Here is a 22209-nt window from a genome sequence, read left to right as displayed (position 1 = left end):
TCGCGGCCACCTTCTCCCACAACGGGAGAAGGAAAGCCCCGCGCTTCAAAACCTCTCCAACCTCGCCCTCACCTTCCCCAAAAACGCCGTCCTGCTCTTCGGCGTCGACGAATCCATCAGATAATGCGCCAGGAAGAACGTCTTGCAGCGCGTGGCGCACAACGCCCGCAAGCCGCGCAGGATCGTCTTGCGGCCCGGCTGGCCGACGACGACGCTCCACCAGGTCGGCGCGCCGCAGGTGGTGATGACGCCGACCTTGGTGACATGCCGCATCAGCGACGTGATCCGCCCCTTGCCGGCCGGCAGCTTGAAGGCGATGTCCGTCGCCCAGACACGGTCGAACCAGCCCTTCAGCATCGCCGGCAGGCCATACCACCAGGTCGGATAGATGAAGAGGATCGCTTCTGCCCACATAAGAAGATCGAAGTGCGGCTTGAGCGCCGGATCTTCCGGCGCCCGGTCATTGTAGCAGCGCCGCTCCTCGCAGCTCATCACCGGATTGAAATTCTCGGCATAGAGGTCGAGCAGCCGCACGTCCCAGCCTCTTCGCGTCAGCACCTCGACGGCGGTGTCGCGGATCGCCGCGCAGTAGCTTTCGGGCACCGGATGGCAATAGACCACCAGCACGCGCATCAGAATTGATCCATGCTGGCCGCGACCTTTGCCATGAACGCGTTGCGCGTCTCGTCGGTCGAAAGGTTCATCGAATAATGCGCGAGGTAGGAGACTGGAGCGCCGGGCAGAATCGTGGCCCGCAGCATGCGCTTGACGATCTTGCGCGGCGGGTCGCCCATCAGCATGGCGCGAAAGCGGCTGCCGCCATAGGTGGTCACGGCGGCGAGCTTGCGGATGTTGTGCAGCGTCGGCCGTACCTTGCCGTCGATCAGCTTGAACGACACGCCTGGCAGGAAGACGCGATCGAAGAAACCTTTCAGGATCGCCGGATAGCCGTAATTCCAGACCGGGAAGGACAGCACCAGCGCCTCGGCATTTTGCAACCTTTCGATGTAGCCGGCGACGGCATCGGTCGGGCCTCGCGGATCGTGATAGCCGAGGCGCTCGGCACGCGTCAGCCGCGGATCGAAGTCCTCGGCATAGAGATCGCAATCATCAATCATGTGGCCCGCCGCGGTCAGCCGCTCGACGATCGTCCGGTGCAGGCCGGCATTGAAGCTCGTCTCCACCGGATGGGCGTAAAGCACGAGGATGTTCATCAGCCCGCCTCTTGCAGGCCCTTGAACAGGAAGGGCTTGCCCGAGCGATAGTCGTAGCCGGGGTTTTCCCAGGCGATCATCTTGCCAGGATTGAGCAGTCCTTGCGGATCGGTCTCGCGCTTGAAGGCAAGCTGCACATCATCCGTACGCTTCATGCCGCCCTCTTCCAGCGTGTAGCGATGCGGATTGAAGATCCAGCAGCCATTGTTCTCATGAATGCGGATGATCTCGTCGAGCCGCTCTTCCGTCGTGTAGCGCACCAGCGGCAGGCCGGCGGCACCGATCGCGCCGTCGAAGCGGATGAATTCGAGATGCGCCGGCACCTCGTCGCCGAAGCGCTCGACCATCGCCTTGACATGGGCGAGATGATCTGGCGACGGATAGCGCGCCTGCAGGTAGGTGATCGTCGGATCGACCCGGATGGCGCGCAGCGTCGTGTGGTTCCAGGTGAGTTCATAGGCCGGCGGCAATCCTTTGAGATCGGCCTCACGGTCGGCCCGGAACACGATTTCGCCTCTGGTGCTGCGCACGAAAGCGACGAAGGCGTCCATCGCATGCGGCGCGATCATGCACACCACGATGCTCTGCTCGCGCCGGAAGAATTTCTGATGCCGCTTGAAATAGTCGTAAGGAATGGGCGCGGCGATCGGCGTGATCAGCTTGGCCAAGATGCCGTCCTGGACGGCGAGATCATTGCCGAAGCCGGCCGCCTCCATGAAATCGTCGAAGCCGACAATGACGTCGATCCAGTCGTAGGACGCCGTCAGCGGCATCTCGACCTCGGTGATGATGCCGTTGGTGCCATAGGCGTGCATGACCTTGAGCACCTCTTCGCCGGTGAGGTCCATGACGCGCGGCTCGGCTTCCATGGTCACCGTCCGCAGCCGGATGACGTTGCCGAGGTCGCGCAACCCGCCCCAGCGGATCGAGCCGACACCGCCCGAGCCGCCAGCGATAAAGCCGCCGATCGAAGCTGTGTTGTAGGTCGAGGGCGAGAGTCTCAACTCCTGCCCGGAATGCGCCCGCGTCGCCTTGTCGATCTCGGCCAGAACCGCGCCAGGCCCGGTCACCACGCGCCCTGGCCCGATCGCCTTGATAGCGTTCATCTCGGCGAGGTTGAGCACCACGCCGCCCGACAGCGGCATCGCCTGCCCGTAATTGCCGGTGCCGCTGCCGCGCGGCGTCACCGGGACACTGTGCCGGTGACAGGCCGCGAGCACGCGGATCACCTCGTCCTCGCTCTTCGGCGTGACGATGAGATCGCCTTTGACATGATCGAGCTGTGCCTTCAGCACCGGGCTGTACCAGTAGAAGTCGCGGCTCTTCTGCTGGACGATGGCCGGATGGTCGTCGATCTTGATCCCGTCGAGGTCGCGCTTCAGCGCTGCGATATCCATCATCACACCATCAATTCATCGAGTTCGGCATAGTCGGGCAACTGGCGTTCGATCGCCTTGCCCTCGCGCACCACGATGCGATCCGTTTCGGGCCGCGACAGCAATTCGGTCCAGCTCCGTCCCTTGAAGACGATGAAGTCGGCGCTGCCGCCGGCGGCAAGCGTCCCAGCGCCATCGAGCCGCATCACCTCGGCCGGCGTCGCCGCCACCGCCTTCGGCCAGTCGCCGACCGGATGATCGAAATGCAGGATGCGCGTCGCCATGCGGTAGACTTCCAGCATGTCGAGATCGCCATAGGCGTAGAACGGATCGCGCGTGTTGTCGGACGCGACCGCCACCTTGATGCCGCGCGCCTTCATCTCGTGCAGCAGCGTCACGCCGCGCCAGCGCGGTGTCGTTTGGTTGTTGCGGCGGTCCTGCAGATAGAGGTTGCACATCGGCAGCGACACCACGGCGAGCCGCGCCTTTGCCACCTTGTCCAGCGTGTCGAGAACCTCGAGGTCCGGCTGGCGCGCCAGCGAGCAGCAATGGCCGACCAGGATGTTGCCCTCAAAACCGTTCCAAAGCGACGCCTCGGCGATCTTCTTCAGCGAAATCGCCGCGACATCGTCGGTCTCGTCGGCATGGAAGTCGAGGTCGAGCCCGTGCTTGATGGCTTCAGCGAAAACCTGGTCGAGCAGTTCCTCGAGGTCCGGCACCATATAGGTGACGACGCCGAGCACCCCCTTGGCCGCGGCGACGCGCTTGGCCAGCCGTTCGAACCAGGCCTTGTCGCGCACGCCTTCGATGCCGAGCAGGCAGGCGGCCTGCAGGTCGATCCGCCCGCGCCATTTTTCGCGCATCGCCTCGAAAACCGGCCAGGAGATCTCTTCTTGCGGTCGCACGCTGTCGAGATGCGTGCGCACCGCCTTGGTGCCATGCGCATAGGCCGAGCGCAGCGAGAAATCCATACGCCGCGCGACGTCCTCCGCACTCCAGCGCGCCGCGCGGTCGGCGCCGGTGGCGTTGAGCGCGCCCATGAAGGTGCCGTCGGGATTGGGCTTTCGCGGCCAGATATGGCCCTTGTCGATATGAGTGTGGCAATCGACGAAGCACGGCAGCACGATCCGGCCGGCGAGGTCGATCGCGTTGGCTTCTGCCTTCGACCTGGCTTGGGCGACAATACTTGTGATCCTGCCATCCGCGACAGCCAGTTCGGCCAGCGCGAAACCGTCCGCGTCGAACGGCGCTGTAAGCCCGGGCGTCAGCGAACGGTGAAGCCGAACGTTAGCCAAGCGATAAGAACCAGAGGTAGGTATCAAGGTCTGCTCCCAGCTGTCCTAGAGACATCGCGAACAGTTTTTGCACCGCCGCTAAGCTCAAAGGGAACGGCATGGATCCTAGGGTCTGCGCGTCCGCTTCGCTCCCGCTCCGCCCTAGGATGACGAAAGGAAAGGATGCCGCCACCAATCGTAAGCGCCGGAGATACCGGGGCCTCTACCAATCTCCGGCATTGGCGATTTGCATGTGCCTCCCCGTCCTTGGTCATCCACGGGCGGAGCGGGAGCGAAGCGGACGCGTAGACCCGAGGATCCATTCCGTTACGGTCGCAGAAGAATGCAGCGGCGCAAAACTGTTCGCGATGTCTCCGCACGCCTGTTCGGTGTGCCTCCGGTCCAACCAGCCTCACGCCGTTTTCAATCACGCCAACCACCCTAATGCTCCTGCTTGAGCGCGCTCTCGTGCCAGCGGCGCAGGATCAGATGCGACACCAGCGACAGCACCAGGAAGATCAGGATGCCGGTAAGCGAGATCAGGATCAGCGCCGCGAAAAGGCGCGGCGCGTTGAGCCGGTAGCCGGCCTCGATGATGCGCGAGGCGAGCCCCGACGACTGCCCCTGCGCGCCGGCGACGAATTCGGCGACCACGGCGCCGATCAGCGACAGGCCGCCGGCAATCTTCAGCCCGCCGAGGAAATAGGGCATCGCCGCCGGCAGGCGCAGATAGCGCAGTTGCTGCCAGCGCGTCGCGCCATTGAGCTTGAACAGGTCGCGCAGGTTCCGGTCGACCGAGTTCAGCCCGAGCGTGGTGTTCGACAGGATCGGGAAGAAGGCGACGATCCAGGCGCAGAGCAGCAGTTTGACCGTCTGGTTGTTCACATAGATGTTGATCAGCGGGAAGATGGCGACGATCGGCGTCACCTGCAGCACGATGGCGAAGGGGAAGAACGACATCTCCACCCATTTCGACTGTGCGAACAGCACCGCCAGCCCGACGCCGCCGATGACGGCGAGCAAAAGGCTGAGGAAGGTGATCCTGAGCGTCACCAGCAGCGAGGAGAACAACAGGCCGGCATCGCTATGCAGCGTCTGCAGCACCACGCCTGGCCGCGGCAGGATGTATTGCGGGATCTCGTTCCAGACGCAGATGCGATCCCACAGCCAGATCGCCAGCACCATGATCGCCAGTGGCAGCACCCATTTGCCGATGCGCTCAAGACGCTCCTGGCGGGCGCGGCGCGCCTCCTCGGGGTCAAGCTTCAATGCAATGTCGTCAATGGCCGTCATGGTGCGGTCCGGCGGTTGAGTTGATGGCGTCGACCAGCACGTCAGAAGCCTGCCGGCAAAGCGCGGCATAGTCGGGTGAGGTCCGGAACACCTCGTCGCGCGGATAGGGCGCGCTGATGGGGAGCTCGCCGAAAACGCGGCCCGGCCGCGCGGCCATGACGACGACGCGGCTGGACAGGAACACGCTTTCGAAGACGCTGTGGGTGACGAAGACGACGGTGAAGCGCTCGTCCTGCCACAGCTCTAGAAGGTCGTTGTTGAGCTTGAAGCGGGTGATCTCGTCGAGCGCGGCGAAAGGCTCGTCCATCAGGAGGATGCGTGGCTTGGTCACCATGGCCCGCGCGATCGACACCCGCATCTTCATGCCGCCGGAAAGCTCGCGCGGTACGGCATTTTCGAAGCCGGTGAGATGGACCCGCGCCAACATCTCCATCACCGCCGGCGCAGCCTTGGCGCGCGACACGCCCCTGAGCCGCAGCGGCAGCCAGACATTGTCGAAGACGCTCGCCCAAGGCAGCAGCGTCGGCTCCTGGAAGACGAAGCCGATGTTCGAGCGGTCGATCGAACCGCGCCAGTCGAGCTGGCCGGAGGTCGGCGTCGACAGGCCGGCGATCAGCCTGAGCGCCGTCGACTTGCCGCAGCCGGACGGGCCGAGCAGGCTGAGGAAATCGCCTTCGCGGATCGCGAGATCCACCTTGCTAAGCGCCGTCACGCCGTTGGAAAACACCTTGCCGACGTCGCGCAACGAAAGCAGCATCGGGGCCTCGCCCGATGCCGCCGGCGTCTTCGCCACTTTCTCCTGGATCATCTCAGGCAGGCCGCCCTACTTCTTCAGCTCCAGCCCGACGCCCTTGTTGATGAAAGCCAGCGTATAGGCCTTCTTGATGTCGATGCCCGGCTGCGCGACCTTGGCCTTGACCATCTTGTCGTAGAAACTCTGGATGCGCGCGTCGGTCATGGCGCCGATGCCGAGTTTTTCCGAATCGCCGGAATCGACCACGCCGAACTTCTTCAGCTGCTCAATCGAGAAGGCGATCTGCTCATCCGTCATGTCCGGATTGTCCTTCTTGATCATGTCGTTGGCGGCCTTGTTGTCGCCGTAGAGGTAGTTGTACCAGCCCTTGGCCGAGCCATCGACGAAGCACTGCACGACCTCCGGCCGCTTGTCGATCGTGTCCTGCATCACCTCGACGGTCGTCGCATAGGTATCCCAGCCATAATCGGCGAGCAGGAACTGGTTCGGCACGAAGCCCCCGCCTTCTGCACCGCGAAGGGCTCGGACGTGACATAGCCCTGCTGGATCGACTTCTTGTTGGCGATGAACGGCGCCGGATTGAAGGTATAGGGCACGCGCTTCGCCGCATCGAAGCCGAGCTCGGTCACCATCCACTGGAAGAAGGTCTGCGCGCCCTCGTCGCCGAGGATGTACTGGTCGGCGTTCTTCAGGTCCTCCCATTTGTCCAGCCCCTGCCCCGGCTGGGACATGATGACCTGCGGGTCCTTCTGGAAATCGGCGGCGACGACGCGCATCGGAATGCCCTGCTGCACGGCGTCGAAGGCCGACAGCAGATTGCCACCCATGTAGAAATCGATCTTGCCGGCAAGCAGCATTGGCCGGCCGCTGACCTGCGGGCCGCCCTGCATGATGGTGACGTCGAGGCCGCAGGCGGCGTAGGTGCCGTCGGCAACGGCCTGGTAGTAGCCGCCATGCTCCGGCTCGGCCAGCCAGTTGGTGCCGAACGTCACCTTCTCGTTCGCGGCAGCAGCCAGCGTGCCCGCCACCAGCAAGGCGATCGAGCCCGCCAGGATCTTCCCATTTCCGATCATAAACTCACCCTCTCTTGGCCCGGGCGCGCAACGCGCTGGGCTCGACACCATGGATTCAAGAAGCAAGACACATGCCACCGCCTGGGCCGCCTGCTTGCGCGACAGTCATTGCCGAGACCGGACGGGTCATGCCGTACGCGAGGCATCGTGCCTATTTTTTGGACGCCTGTCCATAATCGCCCGGGAGGCATGCACCGCATCTTGAAGGTTTCATGAATCGAGCCTTAGTCTGCGGGCGCACAGGAGAATGCCATGCTGAAATACCTCGCCCCCAAGACCATCAAGCCGCCCTTCGCCCGCTACAGCCACGGCGTTGAAGTACCTGCCGGAAAACGGCTTGTGCTATGCTCTGGTCAGTTGGGCATCGGGGCCGACGACCATGTTCCCGAGGACGCCGGCGCGCAGGCCGAGCTCTGCTTCAAGAACATCGCTGCAATCTTGAGCGAAGCCGGGCTGACCTTGAACGACATTGTGCGCATCAACGCCTTCGTCACCGATCGTGCCCACCTGCAGCCCTATATGGATGTCCGCAACCGGCTCTTTTCCGATCCGGCGCCGGCCTCTACGCTGATGATCGTCTCCGGCTTCGCCCGCCCCGAATTCAAGGTCGAGGTGGAGGTTTTGGCGGCAGGCTAGCGTTGCCCGTAGCCAATAAGCGCATTACACCGACCGGTGCGGACGGCAGAGCAATCGGAGACTAAAGTGGCCAAAAGACGTGTGTGGTGGGGCGATTACCGGACGACCGAATACGCCTCGATCGATGCGGAAGCCACGATCGCCGTGCTGCCGGTGGCAGCGATCGAGCAGCATGGCCCTCACCTTCCGGTCTCGACCGATACCTCGATCATGGTGGGCATGCTGGAGACGGTGATCGCGCGCCTGCCCGACGATCTCGACATCCGCATCCTGCCGGTGCAGGCGGTCGGCAAGTCGAACGAGCATCTGCATGCGCCCGGCACCCTCACCCTGCCGGCGACCACGCTGGTGGATGCCTGGACCGAGCTTGGCCTGTCGATCGCGCGCGCCGGGGTCAGAAAGCTGATCATCGTCAATTCGCATGGCGGCAATGAAGAGATCATGGGCATCATCTCGCGCGAATTGCGTGTACGCGCCAAGATGCTGTCGGTGAAGACGAGTTGGCAGCGCTTCGGCCGCCCGGCCGGCATGTTTACCGAGCTCGAAGACCGTCACGGGATCCATGGCGGCGATGTCGAGACCTCGCTGATGCTGCATTTCCGGCCCGACCTCGTCGACATGGGCAAGGCCGACAATTTCGTCTCCAATGTCGCCCGCGCCGAACAGGAATTCACCCTGCTGCGCCACACTGGCACGCACGCCTTCGCCTGGATCGCCAGCGACCTCAACCCCAACGGCGTGGTCGGCGATGCCTCGATCGCCACCGCCGAGAAAGGTCGGCTCACCGCAGAGCATCAGGCAGACGGTTTTATCAGCCTAGTCAGGGACGTGCGTAAGGCAAAGCTTACCGACTGGCTGTCGTAGCGGGGCGCTCTTCTATCCTTCGATAGCGAGCTCGAAAGGTATCCCTTCGAAAGCATCGGCACCGCGGCCGATGGCTTCGATCGCCGCGATCATCCTGCCGTCCCGCTGAAGCAGCATGTCGGCGACCGCGATCAGCCGCGGATTGGGCGTGGCTGTCGGCGAGAGAAAACGCAGTGTCTGGGCGAGCTCCATCTCGTCGCGCTTCGGCGCCAGCGCCGCGGCGATGATATAGGCCGAGGCGGTCGAGCGGCTGACGCCGGCATAGCAATGCACGACCAGCGGCTTCACGCGGTCCCAGCGATAGGCGAAATCGAGCAAGGCCCGCACATGCTCCTCGCCGGGCATCATCATGCCTTCCTGCGCCACGGCGATGTCGTGCATGACGAGATGCAGATGGTTTTCCGCCAGGATCGAGGCCGGGCGCGTCACCTCCGTGCCCGCGGCAAGCAGGGACAGCAAGCGCTGCGCGCCAGTCCTTGCCACGGTCTCGTCGACCTTCGACAGCGAACAGACATGGATCATTGCTCGGACTCCTTCGGCGCATCCTTACGCCGTGCGGCCCAGGCGGCAAGCGCGCTTTCAAGGCGCCGCCATTCTGGTTCGCTGCCAGGCAGGCCGATGCGCAGGACCCCGGGACGCTCGGCGAAATGCCGGACCAGCACGCCCTGCTCGCCGAGCACCGAGAAAAGGCTGGGGGCCTGGGCAAACGACAAATAGCGGAACAGGCTGGTGCCGCCGGCGACCGGAACATCGAAGCGGCCAAGCAGGACGTCGAGCCGCGCGGCTTCCTCTGCCAGGCGTTGCCGCATGGTGGCCTGCCATGCCGCATCCGACAAGGCGCGGATACCATATTCGAGCGCAGGCCCTGCCACGGCCCAGGGCCCGAGCTGCGCATCCAGCCGTTCGGCCGTCAACGGATCCGTCAGCGCGAAGCCGAGCCGAACACCGGCGAGGCCAAAAAACTTGCCGAACGAGCGCAGCACGACAATGCCGCCCTCGCCGACATCCCCCGCCAGGCTGTGTTCACTCGGGCCGACATCCATGAAGGCCTCGTCGACGACGAGCAGCCCGCCCCTGGCGTGAAGCCGCGCCGCGAGCTCAAGCAGGCGCCACTTGTCGATCACCCGTCCGTCCGGATTGTTGGGATTGACCAGCACCGCGAGGTCCGCCTCGGCCAGCGCGTCGAAGTCGCTGACTTCCGCGACCGCATGGCCGGCGATGGTCGCGGCGCGGGCGTGTTCGGCATAGGTCGGGCCGAGCACCAGCGCCCTGCCGGGCCGTACCAGCGAAGCCACGCGCGGCAGCAGAATCTGCGTGCCGGGCGCCGCCGCAACATGTGCCGCCGATGGCGCGCCATAGGCCGCAGCCGCAATTTCGGCCAATTCGCGCAGTTGTCCTGCCTCCGGCAATCGGGTCAGGGCGGTGGCGGGCAATTCGAAAAGCGGATAGGAGTGCGGGTTGATACCTGTCGAGAGGTCCACGAAAGGTTGTGGCGCATGAGGAAAAAGCGCGCTTGCCCGGCCAAGGCTGCCGCCATGATCAACCGCCGCGATCGCGCCGCTTAGAAGCTTCATGTCTGTCCTGATCGCTTTCCTGTCACTCGCCGTCGAACGCGCCCTCGGCTATCCGGACTGGCTGTTCAATGCCATCGGCCATCCGGTCACCTGGATCGGCAGGCTGATATCCTTTCTCGATCGCCGGCTCAACCGCGCCACGGATTCCGACGAAATCCGTCGCCGCCAGGGTGTGCGGGCGTTGCTCATTATCTTGCTGGTGCCTGGCCTTATCGGCCTTGCGCTGCATGTCCTGCTCTGGCTGATCTTCCCGACGGGTCTGGTCATTGCAGCCGTCCTCGGTTCCGCGCTGCTGTCGCAGAAAAGCCTCGCCGAGCATGTCGAGGAGGTCGCGGATGCGCTGGAGACCGGCGGCCTGACGCTTGGCCGCATCGCCGTTTCGCGCATTGTGGGCCGCGATCCTGAAAAGTTGGACAAGGCAGGCGTCGCCCGCGCGGCGATCGAAAGCCTGGCCGAGAATTTCTCCGACGGCATCGTCGCGCCCGCCTTCTGGACCGGCGTCGGTGGTCTCGCTGGCGGCGCTGCTTACAAGGCCGCCAACACCGCTGATTCGATGATCGGCCACCGCACGCCGAAACACGAAGCCTTCGGCCGTGCGGCCGCCCGCTTCGACGATCTGATCAACCTGCCTGCATCGCGGCTAACCGGCCTGCTGATCGTGCTGGCGGCCTTCCTTGTCCCGGGCGCCGATCCGCGCGCCGCCTGGCAGGTGATGCGGCGCGATGCCAGGAAACACCGCTCGCCCAATGCCGGCTGGCCGGAAGCCGCGATGGCCGGCGCGCTCGGACTGTCCCTCGCCGGACCGCGCAGCTATGGCGGCGAAGTCGTCGAGGACGCTTTCATGGGCGAAGGTGGCCGCCGCGAGGCCGAAAGCACGGACATCCGCCAGGCGTTGAAGCTCTATCGCATGGCGGACTGGCTGCTGCTCGGCCTGTTCGCGGTCGTCTCGGCGATCGTGATCTACCTGAGCATTTCGATCAGCGGCCAAGGCGCCAGCACACCTTAGAACTCGATCCCCTGCTGTGCTTTCACCCCGGCGGAGAAATGGTGCTTGGTCAGCCCCATTTCGGTGACGAGATCGGCCGCCTCGACGAGCAGCGGCTTGGCGTTGCGGCCAGTGACGATGACATGCAGATCGCTCCGGCGTGCCTTCAGCGCCGCGACCACTTTTTCCAGGTCGAGATAATCGTAGCGCAGCGCGATATTGAGCTCGTCGAGCACCACCAGGCTGATCGACGGATCGGCCATCAGCTCCAGCGCCTTGGCCCAGGCGGCTTCGGCGGCGGCGATATCGCGCTTCAGGTCCTGCGTCTCCCAGGTAAACCCCTCGCCCATCGCGTGCCAGACGACGCGGTCGCCGAAGGCTGCGAAGGCGTCCTTCTCGCCGGTGTGCCATTTGCCCTTGATGAACTGGACGACGCCGACGCGCTTGCCATAGCCAAGCATCCTCAACGCAAGGCCGAAGGCGGCCGTGGTCTTGCCCTTGCCCGGCCCGGTGTTGACGATCAGCAGCCCTTTCTCGATCGTCTTGCCGGCCACCTCGGCGTCCTGCACCGCCTTGCGCTTGGCCATCTTGGCGCGATGGCGCTCGGCGTCCCCCTCGTTAATCACCTTGTCTTCGACCATGTCATTTCACCTTGAGCGGCAGCCCCGCCACCATCATCAGCACATTGTCGGCCACCGCCGCGACCTGCTGGTTGAGCCGTCCGGCAGCATCGCGGAAACGGCGCGCCAAAGCGTTGTCGGGCACGATGCCCAATCCGACCTCGTTGGAAACCACGAACCACGGTCCGCGCGGCCGCGACAGCACATCCGCCAACTGCCGGCATTCGGCCTCGACATCATGGTCGGCCAGCATCTGGTTGGTGAGCCACAGCGTCAGGCAATCGATCAGCACCGGCTGGTGATCCGGCAAGGCCTCGATCGCGCCGACCAGGTCGAGCGGCGCATCGACGGTGAGCCAGCCCTCGCCCCGCCGCGACCGATGCAGCGCGATGCGCTCACGCATCTCGTCGTCATAGGCCTGCGCCGTGGCGATGTAGGACCAGGGCGACGGACGGGCGATCGTGAGGCTCTCGGCATGCGAGCTCTTGCCCGAGCGCGCGCCGCCCAAGACGAAGGTTAGTTTGCGATCGGAAGTTTTGTTGCCGCTCGCGGCTGTCGCGCCGGTCATTCCCTGTCTTCGTCCCTAGATGAAATCTTGCGGCAGCCAACGGCTGACGGGGCGCGACTTTAGGCAGAAGCACAACCACCGGCAAACCAATTTCCGCCGTGTCCCGGCGCGATTGCGGCAAGCGTTTCGGCGCTAAGAAGCGGCGATCCGCGCCGCGACCAGCTGCTGCAGCCGCCACAAATGAGCGTCGTGGATGCGGCGCAGCTCGAGATTCTTCACGGTGTTGTAGAGATAGTCGGCGCCCGAGCCCCAGTGGCCGCAGGACGTCGCGAGCCTCTCGACAACATCCTCCTCGGTGAGCGGGCCGGCATAGGTAGTACCCTGCCGGTTGATAACGAAGGCCAGCGCCCGCAACGGACCGGCATCGCTCATCATATTGATCAGGCGCGGATGATAGCTGGTCGGCTTCAGCGTCACCTCGCGCCGCAGCAGCCTGTCGAGCTGCCCGCGCCGGTCGCCATCGCCGAGCCGAAAGGCGACGCCCTTGCATTGTCCGCCACGGTCCAGCGCCATCATCAGGCCCGGGCTTTCCTTGGTGCCGCGCCAACGCGTCATCTTCATGCAGAAGGACCTGTGCCAGCCGCGCAGCAGAGCGACCCGCTCCTCGACATGCTCGATCTCGGGTTTCCAGATCAGGGAGCCGTAGCCAAACAGCCAAAGCGGTTCCTCGGCGGGAAGCTGAGCCTCCAGCATGCGCACCATAGCGTCATAGTCCGCGTCATCCAGATGCGCGGCGTCAGGATCGGGCCCGCTGTCCTCGACAACGCGAAAGCAGCGGGCGACCAGTTCCTCGGTAAGCGACATGGTTCTTGGCAGCATGCGAGTGACCTTAAGGTCCCCGCGCCGGCGCTACAATCCGCGAGGGCCGGCAATTGACAACAGCTTTGCCCGGGTGTCGGCTGTCGCTAGAGCAATTCCAGGAAAAGTGCGCAGCGGTTTTCCGTCCGGAATTGCGCAAAGACAAAGAGCTAGAGCAGCTGCCAGGCTGCTCTAGCAGGAGAAGCCGATGCAGCCCAATCCGAGCGAACGCGATCCTTACAACGGTCTGACCAGCCTACAGCCGACCTTGCCGTCGGCGGCCTATTGGGATGCCGACGCCTACCGGCGCGATCTGGAGGCCATCTGGTACCGAAGCTGGCTGATGGTCTGCCGAGAGGCCGATCTCGCCGAGCCGCTTGCCTTCCGAACGGTACGCATCGGCAGCCAGGAAATCGTCATTCTGCGAGACGAGACCGGTGCCTTGCGCGCCTTCCACAACACCTGCCGGCATCGCGGCTCGCAGCTTTGCCAGGAAAGCGCCGGGCGGCTGAAGGCCAGGCTGCTCACCTGCCCCTACCACGCATGGTCCTATTCGCTGCGCGGCGATCTCGTGCGCGTGCCGTCGAAATCGCTGCCCGAGGGCTTCGACAAGGCCGACTATCCGCTCTATCGCGTGGCGCTCTCGCTCTGGCGCGGCTTCGTCTTCATCAACCTCGCCAAGGAGCCCGAAGGCTCGGCGGAAAGCTCGTTCGATCGCGCCTCCGGCGATCTTTCCAACTGGCCGCTGGAGACGCTCGTCACCGGCCACCGGCTCACCAAGGTGATGAACTGCAACTGGAAGATCTTCTGGGAGAACTTCAACGAGTGCCTACACTGCCCGGGCGTGCACAAGGATCTGTCGCGGCTGGTACCGATCTACGGCCGCGGCCTGATGGCAAGGCATGACGATCCCGAATGGGCGCGCCACGCCGACAATGACGATCCGGAGTTTTCCGGCCGCCTGCGCGCCGGCGCCGAAACCTGGTCGCGCGACGGTCACGTCCATGGCCCGGTCTTCCCGAGCCTGACCCCAGCCGAACGCGCCGCGGGCCAGATCTACGCGACCTCATTGCCCTCGATGTTCATCGTCGGCCATGTCGACTACATGCGCACCGTGCGGCTCGCCCCGCTAGGCCCCGAGCAGACCGAGCTCACCGCCGAATGGCTGTTCGCGCCGGATGCGCTGGGAAACACCGATATCGACAACATCGTCGCCTTCGGCACGCAGGTGCTGGAGGAAGACGCCGCGATCTGCGAGGTCAACCAGAAAGGCCTGCGCTCGATGCGCCACGAAGCCGGCGTGCTGATGCCGGAAGAGTACGAGCTGCACCGCTTTCACGATTGGGTGCGCGAGCGCCACGCGGCGTTCAAAACGCCTTCGGCAGATAGCGCCAGGTGACGAAGCCGCAGAAGGCCGCCAGGATGCCTAGCGTGACGAAAACCGATCCCAGGCCGAAGAAGGTGAGCACCACCGAATAGACGAGCGGCGGCGTCAGCTCGGAGAAATCGAGATAGGTGCGGTAGACTGCCGCCATCTGCGCCCTTTCATACGTGCGCACCGAGCGCATGAAGGCGGTCGAGCCGAGCGCGTCGAGCGCGATGGTGAACAAGGCGCCGAAGAGCAGCAGCGCGGCCGTGAGCAGCGGAGCGGCCTCGCCGATGCCGCCAGCCGCGAACAGCATGGCCGCCATGGCGAAATAGGCGAAGGTCATGACTCGGCGCGCACCGAAGCGCGCGCCGGCCCTGCCCCAGAAGATCGCCACGAACAGAAGTGCGTTGCCGGCCGAGACCAGCAAACCGCCGGCAAGCTTGCCCTCGCCGGTGATCACCATGAACAGCGGGCCGTAGACGAAGAACGTCGTCCAGAAGCAGGAGCGCCCGAAGGCGATCTGCCAGGCAAGTCTCAGCCTCGGCTGCTTCACGAAGCGGCCGATATTGGCAAGTGGATTGGCCGGACGCGACTTGCCCGGCCGGATCGACTGGTTGTCGCTCAACCGATAGAACCAGAACAGGCAAAGCAGCGCGAACGCAAAGACCGCGACCGCGCCATGCGCGGCATAGATGCCGAAATGCGTGTAGAGGAAGATGCCAAGCGTCGGCCCGCCGGTCCAGGCGAACATCGACCAGGCCATGCGCAGCGATTCCGCCTGCATGAAGTCGGTCTTGCGGATGTGGTCCATGATGTAGAGGTTCAGCGTGATCGACAGCGCGCTCGCCCCCATGACGCGGCAGAGCATGCCGGCGATCTGTCCGGGCAGCGTGTGGGTAATGAAGAAGGCGGAGCCGATCGCCAGCAGCACGCAGCCGGCCGTGTAGACCCAGCGCCGCGCGAAGCGGCGGATCAGCATCGGCATGAACAGCGTCACCGAAAGGCCCATCAGCGACACGATGGTGTAGAGGATCGAGACGATCCGCTCATTGTGCAGGATCTCGTAGGCCTGGATCGGGATCACGCTGGAGATCGTGGCGCGGGCGAAGGATTCCACTGCATAGAGCGAGGCGAAGGTGCGCGCATCCGCCGCCCGCAGGGCCGGAAGCCAGATCGGATGGCGCACATGGGTGGACATCGGCCCTCCGGGACGTGAATCACAATGCATGTCGCCCAGAAGTGTGCTGCGGTTCTGGGGCAACGACATGCATCCAAATTTTGCCAAATCTGGCCGGACCAGCCGTCGGCCAGTAGCAGGAAACCGACCCCCGAGGGCCGAAAAGCGAAGCCTGCCAAAGGCTTTCCGCCGCTGGCCTAAAGCGGAATTTCATGGCTGCCATGAAACGCATTGATGGCCGCCTGCTTCTGTCGTCGGCTTGAACCGTGATAGTCGTTTGGCACGACTGAATCGGATTGCCTGACGATGAGCCTTCAAACGACCAGCGAACCCGTTCAGGACGCGCCCAAGCAGGGCCGCATCGCCGCCTTCGACATCCTGCGCGGAGTCGCACTGATCGCGATGGCGAGCTACCACATCACCTGGGACCTCGAAAATTTCGGCTACACTGCGCCAGCCCTCACTGCCTTCGGCTGGTGGAAGCTTTACGCGCGCTGCATTGCCTCGACCTTCCTGTTCCTGGTCGGCGTCAGTCTCTTCCTCGCCCATGGCCGCCAGATCCGCTGGCCCAGCTTCTGGAAGCGCTTCGCCATGGTCGCCGTGGCGGCGATCGCCATCTCGGCTGTCACCTATCTCGTCACGCCGGACGGTTTCATCTTCTTCGGCATCCTGCACGAGATCGCGTTGGCCAGCCTCCTCGGCCTCGCCTTTCTCAGGCTGCCCTGGCTGCTGACGGCAATCGTCGCTGCCGCCGTCATTGCAGCCCCCTACTATCTGCGGTCGGAGTTCTTCGATCATCCGGCGCTGTGGTGGGTTGGCCTTTCCGCCACCAACCCGCGTTCCAACGACTATGTGCCGCTTTTCCCATGGTTCGGCGCCGTGCTTGCCGGCATCGCCGCGGTGAAACTTGCTTCCGCCACAGGCCTGCTTGCCCGGCTAGGGACATGGATACCGGGCCGCTGGTCGAACCCGCTGACCTTCATCGGCCGCCACAGCCTCGCCTTCTACCTCATCCATCAGCCGCTTCTGTTCGGCTCGGTCTGGCTGTTCTCGCAGGTCATGCCCGCCGGCCCCCAGGACAAGGAAGCCGGCTTCCTGCCGGCCTGCCAGGCGCAGTGCGAACAGCAGCGCGACAGCAAGTTCTGTACGAGCTATTGTGGCTGCATGCTGGACACGCTGAAGGGCGAAGGGTCTCTCGACAAGCTCTACGCCAACGACCAGTCCAGCGTCTGGAAATCGCACCTGTCCGATCTTGCGGAAACCTGCACCGCCGCGACCGAGGACCAGATGCAGGGAGGGCAGCAATGACGGGCATCGCAAAGCCCAGACACGGGATCATTCCCTGGCCGCCGGTGATCTATGTCGTGGCGATCGCGGCCAGCGTCGCCCTCGGCATGTTTTATCCGCTGCCCTGGATCGGCGACATCTTTGGCGATCTCCTGTTCGGCGTCGGCTGGGTGGCGCTGTTCGGCGTCGCCATGCTCTGGATCACGGCCATCCGCGCCATGTTCAGGGCCAAGACGACGCTCGACCCCAATGCCGAGCCCGACCATCTGGTGACGTCGGGTCCTTTCGGCATCACCCGCAACCCGATGTATCTCGCCAACACGCTGCTCTTGATCGGCGTCGCCTTCATCACCGGCATCGCCTGGTTCCTGATCTTCGCCTTCCTCGCCGCCTTCGCGACGCAGAAGCTGGCGATCGAGAAGGAGGAAAAGATCCTGGCGGCGAAATTTGGCAAGAAATATCGCGACTATGCAAAAAGGGTGCGGCGCTGGATCTAAGCAAGACAAGATCAGCGGTGCGCTCGGTGTGATGCCATTTCGCTGTAGGGCCATAGTTTCCGGCCGAGATAAAACAGTGCAGGAATGAGCAGCACGATCGCCAACACGACAGCTGGCCCCGCCAACGCAAAACGTGCAGAAGAGATATATCCCTCTTCAAACGCCCGATGCAGCAGGGTGACGCTGACCGGCAGGTTGAAGGCAAGAGCAGTCGCCGTGCCCGGCATGTAGCGACGCATGGCGATTGTGGCGAGGAGGTGCGGAAAGACCACATTGAGCAGCATCGCCAGCGCGTAGCCGGACAGCAAATAGGCGCCCATGCTTTCCTGCCCTTGCAGGGCGGCGAGCAATGCGGCACCGATGGCAAGAGCCGCGAGCACGAGGACGGCGAACCGGAATTCGCGCGCCCCGACAGGACTATGCCAATGCCCCGCCTGCTTCGACCAGGCGGGCAACAGAATTGCTTCCTCCAGATTGTGGACGACGACTGCGGCGGCGAACAGCCAAGCCAGAATTATGAACACGGTTCGATCGACCGCCAGTCCAACGGAAGCAAGCGGTCCCTTCAGGTATTGACGCCCAGTTCAGCCAGCCGCTCCACGCAGGACTCCTCGGCCTGGTCGAGCTCGGCCAGTGTCTCTTCCAGGTCGCGCCGCTTCTGGCGCAGATCCTCGCGCTTTTCCTCGATACGCCGGATCATCAGCTTGAGCTGGCCGACCTCGCCGGGCGGCTCCTTGTACATCTGGATGATCTCGCGGATCTCGTTGATCGAGAAGCCGAGCCTTTTTCCCCGCATGATCTGACGGATGAGATGCCGGTCGGACGGCCGGAATAGCCGCGTGCGGCCGCGTCTCACCGGCTGCACCAACCCCTCGTCCTCGTAAAAACGCAACGTCCGCGTCGACACGTCGAACTCCCGCGTCAGCTCGGTGATCGTATAATATTCCCGCATTCCCACTCCCAAGCCAAGGCATCGCCGCTTTCAGCGTCGCCCTTCCCTACCGTGATACCCATGCAGCGCCGGAATCGGCACCTGACCCCACGGCAACCTCGCACGGCATTTACGTAAAAGTCAATTAACGCCACCGTGTTGATTTAGGGAACTCTAAACCACCACGTCGCCAGTCCGAGGAAGGCAAAGAAGCCGACGCAGTCGGTAACCGTCGTGACGAAGACCGCCGAGGCCACAGCCGGATCGATCTTGAAACGGTCGAGCACCAGCGGGATGAGGATGCCGGCAAGCGCGGCGGCAAACATGTTGATGATCATTGCCGCCGCGATGATGCCACCCAGATTGGGGTCGCGGAACCAAAATCCGGCGACCATGCCGATCAGCACCGCAAAGACCACGCCGTTGATGAAACCGACGCCGAGCTCGCGGCGGATGATGCGCGCGGCGTTGTAGATATCGAGGTCCCTGGTCGCCAGCGCGCGCACGGTTACGGTCATGGTCTGCGAGCCGGCATTGCCGCCCATGCCGGCGACGATCGGCATCAGCACGGCAAGCGCCACGATATGCTCGATCGTGCGGTCGAACAGGCCGATCACCGACGCGGCGAGGAAAGCGGTCAACAGATTGACCAGCAGCCAAGGCACGCGCGAGCGCGATGTGGCGAGCACCGTGTCGGAGAGTTCTTCGTCGCCGACGCCGCCCATGCGCAGAAGGTCTTCTTCCGCCTCCTCCTGGATGACGTCGACCACGTCGTCGATGGTGAGCACGCCGACCAGCCGCCCGTTCTCGTCGACCACGGCGGCGGAGAGCAAATTATACTGCTCGAACTCGCGGGCCGCCTCTTCCTGGTCCATCGTGGCCGGGATCGCATGCAGCGTCTCATGCATGACCTCCTCGACCTTGACCGCGCGTTTGGTGCGCAGGATCTGATCGAGATCGATGGCGCCGACCAGCTTGAAGCTCGGATCGATGACGAAGATCTGGCTGAAGCGCTCGGGCAGGTTCTTGTCCTCGCGCATGTAGTCGATGGTCTGGCCGATCGTCCAGAATGGCGGCACGGCGACGAACTCGGTCTGCATGCGCCGGCCGGCCGTCTCTTCCGGATAGTCGAGCGCTCGGCGCAGCCTGATGCGCTCGGTGAAGGGCAGCTGCGACAGGATCTCGTCCTGGTCTTCCTTCTCGAGGTCCTCGAGAATGTAGACGGCGTCGTCGGAATCGAGCTCCTGCACCGCCTGCGCGATCTGCTCATTCGGCAGATTGTCGACGATATCCATGCGGATCGCTTCGTCGACCTCGGTCAGCGCGGAGAAGTCGAAATCGGAACCGAGCAACTCGACCAGCGCGCGGCGCTGTTCGGGATGAAGCGCCTCCAGCACGTCACCGAGTTCCGACTGGTGCAGGTCGTCGACTTCGCGCTTGAGGGTGATCGTGTCGCGGTCGGCGATCGCCGCGCCGATCTGGGCAAGAAAGGCGGCGCGCACGGCGCCGTCCTCGCCATAGATGTCGGCGTGATGCTCCTCGGCGGGCGCGACGTCGGTCGTCTGTCTGTCCTGGCCTTCCACCAGCGCCTCCCGCATCGAGGAATCCCGAAAATGAGGTCTAGCGCATGACCCCGCAAACCGGAAACCGCTTTCGGAGAAATCCCAGACCTTTGCAGCAGATAGCGCGGCTACAGGATTCGTCTTGATAAGATGTCGCGCTAGAGCCCGGAATAGCCGAAGAAATATCGCGGCAATCCTGCCCACAGAATCGCTCACCTACTCCATGTCGCGGCTGTGACAATACCTCCAGCCGACGCGACAGCGCATGTCGCTGGGGAAAGAGCACCCCTTCCCCGTTGAGGCAGAATTGTCATGACACGGTCCGAAGAGGCCGACGCATGGGTGGAATCGAAAAGGTGAGCGGCAGGCCTTGAACCTCGCGTCGCGGAAAACGGAAGAAACAGCTGGCGAGAAGCGCGTTCGCGTGGTCGTCGCCGAGCGCAATCCTTTCGTCGTTTCGGCGCTGCGCGAGATGCTGGAATGCGACGGCCGCTTCGATCTGCTCGGTGTCGTGCACAGCGGCGCGCAATTCCTGGATATGGCCGCTGCCACACAGTTCGATGTGGCCGTCGTCGGCTGGAAGCTCGCCGACATGGACGGCGCCGATGTGCTGACGGAAGTTCAGAGCCGCGAGCTCGGCGTGCGCATCACGATCTTTTCCAACGACCATGACATCGGCATCCTGAAGCAATGCGTGCGCCTCGGCGCTCAGGGCTATTGCTTCCAGTTCGACGAGCCGCCGGTGATCTTCGAGACGATCCTGGCGGTGGCGCATGGCCGCATCTGCATTCCCTATATCGACATTAACAAGGTCAACGACACGCCCTTGTCCAGGCTTACCGTGCGCGAGCGGGAACTGCTGGCGGTGCTGTCCGACGGCTGGACCAATTTGCAGATCGCCACGCGTACAGGGATTTCCGAGAACACGGTGAAGTACCACCTGAAGAATCTCTACGACAAGCTGGACGTGCGCAATCGCGCCATGGCCGTCGCGCTCTATTCCAGCGAGAAACAACGCACGTCCAAATCGCCTATCGGGTAGGCCAGACGGGTAGGATCACCCCACCCGCAAGTGCCGACAACTTACCCGGCAAGGTGTTGTTGGCGAGCCTCGCCAGGACGAAACTTCCTCCACAATCCAAAACGATCGGAGGAATTTCGCGTATGGCTGGGTTCACGCATCTGTTCATCCCGGGACCCACCAACATTCCGGAGCAAGTCCGGCAGGCCATGAACCTGCCGATGGAGGATATGCGCGCCGCCTCCTTCCCCAACCTGACGCTGCCGCTGTTCGAGGACATCAGACGAGTCTTCAAGAACGAGACCGGCCGCGTCTTCATCTATCCGTCCTCCGGCACTGGCGCCTGGGAAGCGGCGATGACCAACGTGCTCAGCCCCGGTGACAAGGTGCTGATGTCGCGCTTCGGCCAGTTCTCGCATCTGTGGGTCGACATGGCCGAGCGGCTCGGCTTCGAGGTCGAAATCATCGACTGCGAATGGGGCACCGGCGTTCCGCTCGACCTCTATGCGGAGCGGCTGAAGGCCGACAAGGCGCACCGTATCAAGGCGGTGTTCTGCACGCAGAACGAGACCGCGACCGGCGTCACCAGCGACGTCGCCGGCTGCCGCGCCGCGCTCGATGCCACGAACCACCCCGCACTCCTTTTCGTCGATGGCGTGTCCTCGATCGGCTCGATCGATTTCCGCCAGGAGGAATGGGGCGTCGACTGCGCCGTAAGCGGTTCGCAGAAGGGCTTCATGCTGCCCGCCGGCCTCGGCTTCCTCTCGGTCAGCCAGAAGGCGCTTGCCGCCGCGCGGATCGCCACCCACCGGCACTGCTACTTCGCCTTCGAGGACATGATCCGCGCCAACGACGCCGGCTATTTCCCCTACACGCCGGCGACGCAGCTGCTGCGCGGCCTGCGCGCTTCGCTCGACCTCATCGCCGAGGAAGGGCTGGAGAACATCTTCGCCCGCCACCATCGCCTGGCCGAAGGCGTGCGCAAGGCGGTCGACGCCTGGGGCCTGAAGCTTTGCGCCAAGGCGCCGCAATGGCACTCCGACACGGTCAGCGCCATCCTGGTGCCGGAGGGCATCGACAGCGCCAACGTCGTCAAGCGCGCCTACGGCGCCTACCAGACATCGCTTGGCGGCGGCCTCAACAAGGTTGCCGGCAAGGTCTTCCGCATCGGCCATCTCGGCTGGCTGAACGAGGTGATGGTGCTGGCCTCGCTGTCGGCGGCCGAAATGGCGCTGCTCGACTGCGGCGTGCGCCTGGCGCCCGGCTCGGGCGTCGCCGCGGCGATCGAGCACTTCCGCCGCACGGCCGAAATGCCGGTCGCCAAGGCGGCGTGAGG

23 protein-coding genes and 1 pseudogene are annotated in these 22209 nt (G+C 64.0%); 8 read left to right on the top strand and 16 right to left on the bottom strand.

The window, feature by feature from the left end; translation table 11 throughout:
• Nucleotides 1–45: 45 nt before the first annotated feature.
• The 7 genes and pseudogenes from EJ069_RS04380 to EJ069_RS04350 form a co-directional block, all read right to left on the bottom strand.
• Nucleotides 46–633 (bottom strand): NAD(P)H-dependent oxidoreductase, encoded by a 588-nt coding sequence (locus tag EJ069_RS04380; protein WP_126060247.1) that lies wholly within the window; start codon nucleotides 631–633, stop codon nucleotides 46–48.
• Nucleotides 633–1214 (bottom strand): NAD(P)H-dependent oxidoreductase, encoded by a 582-nt coding sequence (locus EJ069_RS04375; RefSeq protein ID WP_189476162.1) that lies wholly within the window; start codon nucleotides 1212–1214, stop codon nucleotides 633–635. Before EJ069_RS04375 ends, EJ069_RS04380 begins: the two co-directional genes overlap by 1 nt.
• The gene (locus tag EJ069_RS04370; RefSeq protein WP_126064621.1) at nucleotides 1214–2611 is read right to left on the bottom strand and encodes an FAD-binding oxidoreductase; all 1398 of its coding nucleotides are present in this window, start codon (nucleotides 2609–2611) and stop codon (nucleotides 1214–1216) included. Before EJ069_RS04370 ends, EJ069_RS04375 begins: the two co-directional genes overlap by 1 nt.
• Nucleotides 2612–2613: 2 nt before the next feature.
• Nucleotides 2614–3912, bottom strand: a complete 1299-nt coding sequence (locus EJ069_RS04365; protein ID WP_126060245.1) for a cytosine deaminase — start codon at nucleotides 3910–3912, stop codon at nucleotides 2614–2616.
• Nucleotides 3913–4305: 393 nt separating this feature from the next.
• Nucleotides 4306–5157, bottom strand: coding sequence for an ABC transporter permease (locus EJ069_RS04360; RefSeq protein ID WP_126060244.1), 852 nt, complete (start codon nucleotides 5155–5157; stop codon nucleotides 4306–4308).
• Nucleotides 5144–5965: an ABC transporter ATP-binding protein gene (locus EJ069_RS04355; RefSeq protein WP_126060243.1), complete on the bottom strand. Its 822-nt coding sequence runs from the start codon at nucleotides 5963–5965 to the stop codon at nucleotides 5144–5146. Before EJ069_RS04355 ends, EJ069_RS04360 begins: the two co-directional genes overlap by 14 nt.
• Nucleotides 5966–5980: 15 nt before the next feature.
• Nucleotides 5981–6984: pseudogene (locus tag EJ069_RS04350) on the bottom strand (ABC transporter substrate-binding protein).
• Between the two features lie 252 nt (nucleotides 6985–7236).
• Here EJ069_RS04350 and EJ069_RS04345 point away from each other — a divergent pair.
• Nucleotides 7237–7620, top strand: coding sequence for a RidA family protein (locus EJ069_RS04345; RefSeq protein ID WP_126060242.1), 384 nt, complete (start codon nucleotides 7237–7239; stop codon nucleotides 7618–7620).
• Nucleotides 7621–7686: 66 nt separating this feature from the next.
• Nucleotides 7687–8484 (top strand): creatininase family protein, encoded by a 798-nt coding sequence (locus EJ069_RS04340; protein ID WP_126060241.1) that lies wholly within the window; start codon nucleotides 7687–7689, stop codon nucleotides 8482–8484.
• A 12-nt stretch (nucleotides 8485–8496) separates the two neighbouring features.
• On the opposite strand, the gene EJ069_RS04335 is transcribed toward EJ069_RS04340, so the two are convergent.
• Nucleotides 8497–9006 carry a tyrosine phosphatase family protein gene (locus EJ069_RS04335; RefSeq protein WP_126060240.1) on the bottom strand — a complete coding sequence of 170 codons (510 nt, stop codon included), beginning with the start codon at nucleotides 9004–9006 and terminating at the stop codon, nucleotides 8497–8499.
• Nucleotides 9003–10058: a threonine-phosphate decarboxylase CobD gene (cobD, locus tag EJ069_RS04330; RefSeq protein WP_126060239.1), complete on the bottom strand. Its 1056-nt coding sequence runs from the start codon at nucleotides 10056–10058 to the stop codon at nucleotides 9003–9005. The genes EJ069_RS04335 and cobD overlap by 4 nt, the downstream gene beginning before the upstream one ends.
• On the opposite strand from cobD, the gene cbiB reads away from it, so the two are divergent.
• Complete coding sequence (cbiB, locus tag EJ069_RS04325; RefSeq protein ID WP_126060238.1) at nucleotides 10057–11064, top strand: adenosylcobinamide-phosphate synthase CbiB; 1008 nt, start codon at nucleotides 10057–10059, stop codon at nucleotides 11062–11064. The two genes, cobD and cbiB, sit on opposite strands and share 2 nt — an antisense overlap.
• Here the strand turns inward: cbiB and cobO are convergent.
• The 3 genes from cobO to EJ069_RS04310 all read right to left on the bottom strand — a co-directional run bounded on the left by cobO (nucleotide 11061) and on the right by EJ069_RS04310 (nucleotide 13050).
• The gene (gene cobO, locus EJ069_RS04320; RefSeq protein WP_126060237.1) at nucleotides 11061–11684 is read right to left on the bottom strand and encodes a cob(I)yrinic acid a,c-diamide adenosyltransferase; all 624 of its coding nucleotides are present in this window, start codon (nucleotides 11682–11684) and stop codon (nucleotides 11061–11063) included. The genes cbiB and cobO overlap by 4 nt on opposite strands.
• A 1-nt stretch (nucleotide 11685) precedes the next feature.
• Nucleotides 11686–12231: a bifunctional adenosylcobinamide kinase/adenosylcobinamide-phosphate guanylyltransferase gene (gene cobU, locus EJ069_RS04315; RefSeq protein ID WP_126060236.1), complete on the bottom strand. Its 546-nt coding sequence runs from the start codon at nucleotides 12229–12231 to the stop codon at nucleotides 11686–11688.
• A gap of 132 nt (nucleotides 12232–12363) precedes the next feature.
• Entirely contained in the window at nucleotides 12364–13050 is a 687-nt protein-coding gene (locus EJ069_RS04310; RefSeq protein WP_126060235.1) for a gamma-glutamylcyclotransferase, read from the bottom strand.
• A gap of 187 nt (nucleotides 13051–13237) precedes the next feature.
• Here EJ069_RS04310 and EJ069_RS04305 point away from each other — a divergent pair, with 187 nt between their 5' ends.
• Nucleotides 13238–14428 (top strand): aromatic ring-hydroxylating dioxygenase subunit alpha, encoded by a 1191-nt coding sequence (locus tag EJ069_RS04305; protein WP_126060234.1) that lies wholly within the window; start codon nucleotides 13238–13240, stop codon nucleotides 14426–14428.
• Here EJ069_RS04305 and EJ069_RS04300 read toward each other — a convergent pair.
• Entirely contained in the window at nucleotides 14397–15596 is a 1200-nt protein-coding gene (locus tag EJ069_RS04300) for an MFS transporter (protein ID WP_126060233.1), read from the bottom strand. The two genes, EJ069_RS04305 and EJ069_RS04300, sit on opposite strands and share 32 nt — an antisense overlap.
• A 285-nt stretch (nucleotides 15597–15881) precedes the next feature.
• Between EJ069_RS04300 and EJ069_RS04295 the strand changes: the two genes are divergently transcribed.
• Both EJ069_RS04295 and EJ069_RS04290 read left to right on the top strand, forming a co-directional pair.
• Complete coding sequence (locus tag EJ069_RS04295) at nucleotides 15882–16883, top strand: DUF1624 domain-containing protein (RefSeq protein ID WP_126060232.1); 1002 nt, start codon at nucleotides 15882–15884, stop codon at nucleotides 16881–16883.
• Nucleotides 16880–17359 (top strand): isoprenylcysteine carboxylmethyltransferase family protein, encoded by a 480-nt coding sequence (locus EJ069_RS04290; protein ID WP_042643120.1) that lies wholly within the window; start codon nucleotides 16880–16882, stop codon nucleotides 17357–17359. The genes EJ069_RS04295 and EJ069_RS04290 overlap by 4 nt, the downstream gene beginning before the upstream one ends.
• Before the next feature lie 11 nt (nucleotides 17360–17370).
• Here EJ069_RS04290 and EJ069_RS04285 read toward each other — a convergent pair whose 3' ends face one another.
• From EJ069_RS04285 to mgtE, 3 genes are all read right to left on the bottom strand, one after another.
• Nucleotides 17371–17883: an HXXEE domain-containing protein gene (locus EJ069_RS04285; protein ID WP_189476159.1), complete on the bottom strand. Its 513-nt coding sequence runs from the start codon at nucleotides 17881–17883 to the stop codon at nucleotides 17371–17373.
• Nucleotides 17884–17924: 41 nt separating this feature from the next.
• Nucleotides 17925–18311 (bottom strand): MerR family DNA-binding transcriptional regulator, encoded by a 387-nt coding sequence (locus tag EJ069_RS04280; protein WP_095815511.1) that lies wholly within the window; start codon nucleotides 18309–18311, stop codon nucleotides 17925–17927.
• Nucleotides 18312–18454: 143 nt separating this feature from the next.
• The gene (mgtE, locus tag EJ069_RS04275; protein WP_126060230.1) at nucleotides 18455–19888 is read right to left on the bottom strand and encodes a magnesium transporter; all 1434 of its coding nucleotides are present in this window, start codon (nucleotides 19886–19888) and stop codon (nucleotides 18455–18457) included.
• 388 nt (nucleotides 19889–20276) lie between these two features.
• Between mgtE and EJ069_RS04270 the strand changes: the two genes are divergently transcribed.
• Nucleotides 20277–20894 carry a response regulator transcription factor gene (locus EJ069_RS04270; RefSeq protein ID WP_281060030.1) on the top strand — a complete coding sequence of 206 codons (618 nt, stop codon included), beginning with the start codon at nucleotides 20277–20279 and terminating at the stop codon, nucleotides 20892–20894.
• 122 nt (nucleotides 20895–21016) lie between these two features.
• A complete protein-coding gene (locus EJ069_RS04265; protein WP_126060228.1) occupies nucleotides 21017–22207 on the top strand; it encodes an aminotransferase class V-fold PLP-dependent enzyme in 1191 nt (396 codons plus the stop codon).
• The last annotated feature ends 2 nt before the right edge of the window (nucleotides 22208–22209 follow it).

This window comes from Mesorhizobium sp. M2A.F.Ca.ET.043.05.1.1 (genome assembly GCF_003952445.1).
GTDB lineage: Bacteria > Pseudomonadota > Alphaproteobacteria > Rhizobiales > Rhizobiaceae > Mesorhizobium.
Note: the sequence above shows the minus strand (reverse complement) of the source record. Positions and strands in the feature narration are given on the sequence as shown.